Source organism: Promineifilum sp. (SeqCode), from assembly GCF_041918635.1.
Classification (GTDB): domain Bacteria; phylum Chloroflexota; class Anaerolineae; order Promineifilales; family Promineifilaceae; genus Promineifilum.
Map to the genome: position 1 here is coordinate 1 of NZ_JAYRVJ010000663.1, position 7,092 is coordinate 7,092.

Sequence of the window (7,092 nt, forward strand, 5' to 3'; positions counted from 1 at the left end):
CGCAACTGAAGATTCATCCAGAACCCGGCCGACATCCCGAAGAACTTCGCCAGACGCAGCGCGGTTGCCGGTGTGATGCCGCGGCGGCCGTTGACGATCTCGTTTACGCGCTGGTAGGGTACGTGGATGGCGTCGGCAAGCTCGCGCTGCGTCAGACCCATCGGCGTGAGAAACTCCTCCACGAGCATTTCCCCAGGGTGGGTTGGCGGACGGTGGGTCGGCACGCGGACCATAGGAACTCCTTTACTTCTCGCTTAGATAATGGTAGTCAACGATTTCGACCTCAGCTGGGCCATCCTCTTGCCATACAAAACAGATGCGGTATTGTTCGTTAATCCGAATACTAAATTGCCCGGCTCTGTCGCCGCTAAGCGCTTCGAGTCGGTTGCCGGGCGGTATGCGTGATTCGTCAAGAGAACTTACTGAATCCAGCTGATCTAGCTTCCGAACTGCGATGCGCCAGAGTGATTGCGGGCAAGCGCGGCGGGCTGCTTTCGAGTTGACACCGTTGAAGATATCTTCCGCAGCCGCTTGCTTATACGAGCGAATCACAATAGCATAATAGCACGGATGCCATGCTATAACAAGCGAGGAGAATATTCATGAAGGTTGCTTACGTCTTTGCCCTCCCCCGTTCCGCCAGCTACAAGCTCGGCCGCATGATCCTGCCTCAACTCGAAGCCGGGACGCACGGCGTTGAGGTCGCCGGCATGTTCTTCTTCGACGACAACACCTTCGTCCTGCGCCAGGGCGATCCCATCGGCGAGCGGTTGGCGAAGGTTGCCGCCGAGCAGGGCATCCTGCTCATGATGTGCGACATGTGCGCGCTGGAGCGGGGGCTGGCCGCGGGCGAACCGCGCTGGTGCGACGCCGACGGCCTGGGCCGGACGACGCCGGGCGAGATCGCCGTGACGGGCGTGGTGGCCGGCGTGCAGGTCGGCTGCTTTCCCGACCTCTACGCGGCGCTGGCGGGGAATATGCCCGACCAGGTGATTACTTTGTAGAGGCGAAAAGAGCTCGCGCAAAGAGCGCAAAGGACGCCAAGAACGCAAAAGAAGGTTTTTTTTGGCGTTCTTGGCGAACTAAGCGCTCTTTGCGTAAGCTCTTCTTAATCTGCCTAGTCAACAAGCTCTACTGTCCGCTGCACCCCCTCTGGCTGGAAATCATTCGGGTCGCGCTCGCCGATCTGCTGCCGCCACATCGCGTAGTACAGGCCCAGCTGGGTCAATAGCTCCTCGTGCGTCCCTATCTCCACAATGCGCCCCTTCTCCAGCACGTAGATGGTATCGGCATGGGCGATGGTGCTGAGCCGGTGAGCGATGAGGATGACGATGCGGCCATGGCCGGCCGAGAGTTGGCGAATGACGTCGGTGATGCCCTGTTCCGTCAACGAGTCCAGCGCCGACGTGGCCTCGTCGAAGATGAGCAGGCGCGGGTCGCGCAGCAGGGCGCGCGCGATGGAGATACGCTGGCGCTCGCCGCCCGATACCCGCGTCCCTCCCTCGCCCAGGCGGGAATCCAACTCGTTGGGCGACCGTTCCAGAATCTGCATGGCCGATGCCTTCTGCAGGACATCCAGCATCTCCTCATCCGTCGCGTCGGGTTTGACGAACTGGAGATTCTCGCGAATGGCGCCGGAGAACAGTTGCGGGTCCTGGGTGACAATGCCGATCTGGCGGCGAACGCGGTTGAAGCGAAGCTCATTGATCGGCACGTCGTCGATGGAGATCACGCCGCTAACGGGCCTGTATAGTCCGACCAACAACTTGACCAGCGTCGACTTCCCGGAGCCGGACGGCCCGACAAAGGCGATGGTGTCGCCCAGTTTCGCCCGGAATGTGATGTCGTCGATGGCGTTGGCCACCGCGGTGCGGTGGCGAAAGACGACGTTCTCGAAACGTAGGCTTTCCAGCGCGCCGATCTCGACCGGCTCTTCCGGTCGTCGCTCAATCGGTTTCTGCATGAGCTGGTCGAACAGTTGCAGGGAGGCTTCCGCCTCGCGATATTGCAGAATAAAGCTGCCCATCTGCTGCAACGGGCCGAAGATGGTATTGAGGATGACCTGTAGCGACACCAGTTCGCCCGCCGACAGCACGTTGCGAAAGATGAGCCACAACAGGATGAAGAGGATCGACTGTTTCAGGACGTTGATGATGCTGCCCTGAATAAATGACAGCGTGCGGACGCGCCGCACCTTCTCCAGTTCTAACTCCAGTATCCGCTGCGTATACGCTTGCAGTCGTCGAATCTCCGGGAAGGTGAGGCCCAGGCTCTTGACCAGTTCGATGTTGCGCAGCGACTCGGTCATCGTGCCGTACATGCGGCGCGTCTCGCGCACAATAGCCCGCTGTGTCGTCTTGATGCGCTGGCTGAGCAAGCCGGTCAACCCACCCAGCACCAGCACCCCCACGACAAAGACCGGGATCAGCAACCAGTGCTTGGTGATGGCATACCAGATGAGAAAGCCCATGCCGACGATGGTGGAGAAGAGGATGTTGACCGCGGCGTTGATAAAGCGCTCGGTGTCGGCTCGCACTTTTTGCAGCGTGGCTACCGTCTCGCCGCTGCTGCTCTCTTCATATTCCTGGAATGACAGCCGGAGGGTCTGGCGCAAGCCGTCGTCGAATAGCTGTTTGCCCGACGACTGGACGACGTAGGTCAAGACGTAATCCTGAAAGGTTTTAGCCAGTCGCGCCCCCATCGCCACCGCGACGGCCACCAACAGCCAGCCGAGGGCCCCGCGAACCAGTTCTCCCTCCGGCCGGCTGTTGGGATTGAGCGCATACTGATCGATGATCCGGCCCAGAATGAGCGGATCGACCAGTTCCAATATCTGAGCGATGCCCGCTAACAACAGAGAGAGGCTAACTTGCCACCGCAGCGGGCGAAGGTAGCGCCAAAGGATCTGCATGGTCAGCCTGATGCGCTCTGTCGCAGGTAGATGATCAAGTCCAGGTCGCCCGGCGAATGTCCCAGCGCCGTCAACGCCATCGCCACTTCCGCCCGGTGCTGCGTGCCGTGGTTCACGACGTGGACGAGCAGCTGCCAGCGCGTGTCCTCCATGGCCCGGCCGTCGGTCGTCCGGTAGGCGATTCGTCCGGCCAGGGCTTTCTCTGTCAGTCGCGCCAGCCCGGCGCGCATGAGCCGCTCCTCTTCGGCCCAACGCTCTCGCAGCGCCACAAGCGTGGGAAAGTCGGCCTCCCAGAGCAGCGCCGGCGGCGACACGCCCTCCAGGCAGCGCTGCCGCCAGATGAATTCGGCGGACAGCATGTGGACGAGCGTACCTCGCAGGCCGCCGTGGCCCAGCCCCGGCACGGTGGATGCATACTGTTCCGCGGTCAACCCGGCCGCTGCATCTAGAATGCGGGCGTTGGCCCAGTAGTTGTAGTCGAAGAGGAGAAGAATAGTTTCGCTATTCATTGGCCGATTGTAGAACCGATCGATGCAGGTCACGCGAGATTCGGAAGTCATGCCTTTGCAATGCTTCCAAATGCGGCTTCAACTCTTGAATGTGACCGCGCTTTTTGGCGGCCAGTAGCACACCGAGAGTCCCTATGGCCGACAGACCCAGGCGTTTTGCCAGGCGTCTCCCCGCTCGCTCATCGAGAATAAGTAAACGGTTCCCCAATTCCAATGACAAACTTATGGCCTCGGTTTCACCGCGACCAAGTGCCGCTTCCTGAACCACTCGATCGATGGGGTACGCCAGGGCTTGAGTATGCACCCACTCCGGTAGCGCTACTGAAGGAGCGATTTCATGTCTTACAGCATCGGGGATCAGAACCTCACCGAAGAGTAAGTGAAGAATGTGTAACTGTCCGATCTGTTGTAAGGCGATCAATGGACTAGCGTTGGAGACCGGCTCTGTCATGAAAGTTGTTCAACGGCCCTTTCTTCGGCAGCCCACTCCTCTTCAGACAGATCGAAGAAGGCTATCCCTAATTTCGATGCATAACGTATGAAGTCGAAGCGCGATTTGCCCAGCAACTCCGCCGCTTTGCCACTGGAAATGCGGCCACGCCGATACAGTTCCAGTATCAAGACTTCACGAATGGCCTGTTGAGGGGATTGACCAGACGCCTCCAGCGAACCCAATAGCTCTTCTTCGAGTTCTAAAACGATTTGGTTCATAGCCACATCCTTCAGCTTTGCATGACCCTATGCCTTTGCAAGCTCTCGGCCATTGCGAGGCAAAGCTTACGTGCTGCGCAGCCGGCAGCACATGAATTGTATCATAAGCCACAAGGCAGGGTTGCCCCACCTAAGCGGCTAGAACCGGGTGTCGCAACACCGTCTTCAACTTCTCCGGCGCGGCGCGGCGCGGGTCGCCCATGTAGATCTCGTGGTGGCGGCCGTGTAGGGTGTAGCCATGCTCCGCGGCGAAGGCGTCCATCCGCGCTATCGTCTCCGGCTCCGTGGCATAGGGGCCGACGTGCATGACCTGTATGGACGGCCCTTCGTGGAACGTCTCCAGCCGCAGCCGGTCAAAGGCGGGGCTGGGCTTTCTCAGGCGCGCCTTGGCTATGCCCTCGGCGAAAATCTCCGGGGTGATGATGTCCGGCTGCATGATCATCGCCGTGAAGAGCCAGGTCTCGCGCCGGGTGGGGTCGAACATGCCCGACTCGGTTCCCCACAACCCTTCGAGGGCCATGACCGGGTAGTCGATAGGGTTGTCATCCCGCTTCTTGAACATGAACTTCAGGGTGTAGCTGATGCCGTAGAGCGCGTTGAGCGCCTCGCTGAACTCGGCCGACTCGCCTACCCCTTGGCCCGCCGGGATCACGCCGTCGATCATCGCGAATTGCAGCGGCGGCACATCCACCAGCTCCACCTTCTTTGCCGACGGGCTATACAGACGCTTGTACTGTTTCCGCAGGTCTAGCTTTTCCATGATCTCCTCTGAAGAGAAGAGGCTCACGCAAAGAGCGCCAAGAAGCAAAGCACGCAAAGAGATCTTTCCTTTGCGTTCTTGGTTTTCTTTGCGCTCTTTGCGTGAGCTCTTATCCCACCAACTCCACGACGCCGTGGGACAGCACCACCTCGTCCCGCTCGGCCACTTTGCTCTGGAAGAAGACGCGCACGCCGTCTTGCCACATTTCAGTCACGATCGTCTCGCCGGGGAAGACGTGTTTCGTGAAGCGCGCCCGGATGCTGCGGAAGCGCGCCGGGTCGCCGCCGGCGAAGTGGCGCAGCACCGCCCGCCCGGCAAAGCCAAAGGTGCACAGCCCATGCAGGATGGGCCGGTCGAAGCCGCCGGCCGCGGCGAAGGCCGGGTCGGCATGCAGCGGGTTGCGGTCGCCCGACGACAGCCGGTAGAGCAGCGCCTGGTTGTCGGTCGTCTTGTCGCGGTGGACGGCGTCCGGGGCGCGGTCGGGCAGCGGGTTGGCGGCGGCCGACGGCCCGCGCTCCCCGCCGAAGCCGCCGATGCCGCGGATGAACAGCGACACCTGGTTGAAGGCCAGTTCCTCGCCCGCCTCGTCAAACGTGTTCACGTCGAGCAGCACCAGCGCGCCGGAACCCTTGTCGTAGATGTGGCTGATGCGCGCCCGGTTGGTGACGGTCGCCTTCAGGGGCAGTGGGCGCTTCACCTCAAGGTACTGTTCGCCATGCAACAGCAGCGCCGGGTTAAAGCGCAGCCCCGGCACGCTGGTGATCTGCCACAGCAGCGAGAAGGGGAAGGTGACGGCGTAGGTCGGCAGCGCCCGGAAGCCGTCGCCGCTCAACTCATAGACGAAGGGCAGTTCCAGCTTATCCAGCGGGTCGGCCGCCGCGCCCACGGCCAGGGCGTAGAGGCTCAGGTCGCGCTCGTCGTAGCGCTGCGTCTTCGGCTCGAACTCGTGGCCAATGGCTGCTTGCGGGCCGTCAGCGGTGGGGGGCGCGGGAGCGGGGGAGCGGGAGGGCGTTTCTTCCCCCCTGCTCCCCCGCTCCTCTGCCCCCCCGCTCTTCTGCAAATTCCCCACCACCGGCGCAAACGAATCCATCGGGCTGGTCGGGTAGGCCGGGTCGGTGAAGTCCTGCACGGTGTCCCACTGCGCGGCGATAGCCTCCGGCGTCAGGTTCTCGCCCAGCGGGAAGAACGCGCCCTGCGCCCTCTGCCAGCGCACGCGCGACACCCAGCCCGCGCCAACCTCGAACGTCTGGCCGGTGGCCGTGTTCCGTTCGTGGCACAGCCAGGCGACCAGCGGGGCGACGTACTCCGGCTTCAGCGCCGCCACCAGGTCAGGCGGCAGGATGGTCTCGGTCAGGCGCGAGCCGGCCAGCGGGGCGATGGTGTTGACCAGGACGTTGCGCTTCTGCCCCTCGGCGGCCAATGTCTGGGCCAGACCCAGCAGGCCGAGCTTGGCGCTGCTGTAGTTGGCCTGGCCGAAGTTGCCGTAGAGGCCGGCGGCCGAACTGGTCATGATGACGCGGCCGTAGCCCTGCTCGCGCAGGTGGGGCCAGGCGGCGTGGGTGACGCGGAAGCCGCCGTAGAGGTGGACGCGGTAGATCTTTTCCCAGTCGGCCTCAGTCATCTTGTGGAAGCTGGTGTCCCGGAGGATGCCGGCGTTGTTGATGACGATGTCAAGGCGGCCGAAGTGATCCAGCGCGGTCTGGACGATGCGCGGGCCGTCCTCGACCGAGTCGTAGTTGGCTACGGCCTGGCCGCCGGCGGCGCGAATCTCCTCGACGACACGGTCGGCGGCGGCCGTGGTTGCGCCCTCGCCATGCATACTGCCGCCCAGGTCGTTGACGACCACCTGCGCGCCCCGCGCCGCCAGCAGCAGGGCGTAGGCCCGCCCCAGCCCGCCGCCGGCCCCGGTCACGATGGCGACTCGTCCGTCAAAGCGTAGTTCCTCTGTCATGTTTCTCCCGTTTAGGCGCAGGGGAGCGGGGGGGCGGGGTACCACGGGGGGTTGTGTTCAACCCCGCGCCCCCCCGCCCCCCCCCCCCCGGCCCCCGGTGGGGTTGTGAGGGAGCCCCCCGCCCGGGCCGGGGGCCCCACCCCCACCCGACCCCCCCGGTACACCAACCCCAGGAAGGGCCGGGGGTTCAACCCCCCCCACCCCCCCCCCCCCCCCCCCCCGCCCCACCCCACCCAAAAAGAGGAAACCC

The 7,092-nt window shown here is 63.0% G+C and carries 9 protein-coding genes; 1 reads left to right on the forward strand and 8 read right to left on the reverse strand.

Translation table 11 applies throughout. The features are described 5' to 3' along the window. Window positions 1-233 (reverse strand): HigA family addiction module antitoxin (locus ACE3UY_RS19480; protein WP_374689144.1); only part of this gene is annotated, 233 nt, incomplete at its 3' end. Between the two features lie 10 nt (window positions 234-243). Further along, entirely contained in the window at window positions 244-552 is a 309-nt protein-coding gene (locus ACE3UY_RS19485; RefSeq protein ID WP_374689145.1) for a type II toxin-antitoxin system RelE/ParE family toxin, read from the reverse strand. Between the two features lie 50 nt (window positions 553-602). Here ACE3UY_RS19485 and ACE3UY_RS19490 point away from each other — a divergent pair, with 50 nt between their 5' ends. Continuing rightward, window positions 603-1,004, forward strand: coding sequence for a SaoD/DsrE family protein (locus ACE3UY_RS19490; protein ID WP_374689146.1), 402 nt, complete (start codon window positions 603-605; stop codon window positions 1,002-1,004). Window positions 1,005-1,117: 113 nt separating this feature from the next. On the opposite strand, the gene ACE3UY_RS19495 is transcribed toward ACE3UY_RS19490, so the two are convergent. From ACE3UY_RS19495 to ACE3UY_RS19520, 6 genes are all read right to left on the reverse strand, one after another. Further along, the gene (locus ACE3UY_RS19495) at window positions 1,118-2,911 is read right to left on the reverse strand and encodes an ABC transporter ATP-binding protein (RefSeq protein ID WP_374689147.1); all 1,794 of its coding nucleotides are present in this window, start codon (window positions 2,909-2,911) and stop codon (window positions 1,118-1,120) included. A 2-nt stretch (window positions 2,912-2,913) separates the two neighbouring features. Further along, the gene (locus ACE3UY_RS19500; protein WP_374689148.1) at window positions 2,914-3,420 is read right to left on the reverse strand and encodes a DinB family protein; all 507 of its coding nucleotides are present in this window, start codon (window positions 3,418-3,420) and stop codon (window positions 2,914-2,916) included. Continuing rightward, complete coding sequence (locus tag ACE3UY_RS19505; RefSeq protein WP_374689149.1) at window positions 3,413-3,871, reverse strand: DUF3368 domain-containing protein; 459 nt, start codon at window positions 3,869-3,871, stop codon at window positions 3,413-3,415. The genes ACE3UY_RS19500 and ACE3UY_RS19505 overlap by 8 nt, the downstream gene beginning before the upstream one ends. Then, window positions 3,868-4,131, reverse strand: coding sequence for a UPF0175 family protein (locus tag ACE3UY_RS19510; RefSeq protein WP_374689150.1), 264 nt, complete (start codon window positions 4,129-4,131; stop codon window positions 3,868-3,870). The genes ACE3UY_RS19505 and ACE3UY_RS19510 overlap by 4 nt, the downstream gene beginning before the upstream one ends. Before the next feature lie 130 nt (window positions 4,132-4,261). Then, a complete protein-coding gene (locus ACE3UY_RS19515; RefSeq protein WP_374689151.1) occupies window positions 4,262-4,891 on the reverse strand; it encodes a GyrI-like domain-containing protein in 630 nt (209 codons plus the stop codon). Window positions 4,892-5,000: 109 nt separating this feature from the next. Then, window positions 5,001-6,842 (reverse strand): SDR family NAD(P)-dependent oxidoreductase, encoded by a 1,842-nt coding sequence (locus tag ACE3UY_RS19520; RefSeq protein ID WP_374689152.1) that lies wholly within the window; start codon window positions 6,840-6,842, stop codon window positions 5,001-5,003. Window positions 6,843-7,092: the final 250 nt, after the last annotated feature.

What these genes read in the sequence shown, in the direction of transcription:
- ACE3UY_RS19505 (WP_374689149.1), bottom strand. Translation starts at nt 3,871, where the DNA reads ATGACAGAGCCGGTCTCCAACGCTAGTCCATTGATCGCCTTACAACAG.
- ACE3UY_RS19510 (WP_374689150.1), bottom strand. Translation starts at nt 4,131, where the DNA reads ATGAACCAAATCGTTTTAGAACTCGAAGAAGAGCTATTGGGTTCGCTG.
- ACE3UY_RS19495 (WP_374689147.1), bottom strand. Translation starts at nt 2,911, where the DNA reads ATGCAGATCCTTTGGCGCTACCTTCGCCCGCTGCGGTGGCAAGTTAGC.
- ACE3UY_RS19515 (WP_374689151.1), bottom strand. Translation starts at nt 4,891, where the DNA reads ATGGAAAAGCTAGACCTGCGGAAACAGTACAAGCGTCTGTATAGCCCG.
- ACE3UY_RS19500 (WP_374689148.1), bottom strand. Translation starts at nt 3,420, where the DNA reads ATGAATAGCGAAACTATTCTTCTCCTCTTCGACTACAACTACTGGGCC.
- ACE3UY_RS19490 (WP_374689146.1), top strand. Translation starts at nt 603, where the DNA reads ATGAAGGTTGCTTACGTCTTTGCCCTCCCCCGTTCCGCCAGCTACAAG.
- ACE3UY_RS19520 (WP_374689152.1), bottom strand. Translation starts at nt 6,842, where the DNA reads ATGACAGAGGAACTACGCTTTGACGGACGAGTCGCCATCGTGACCGGG.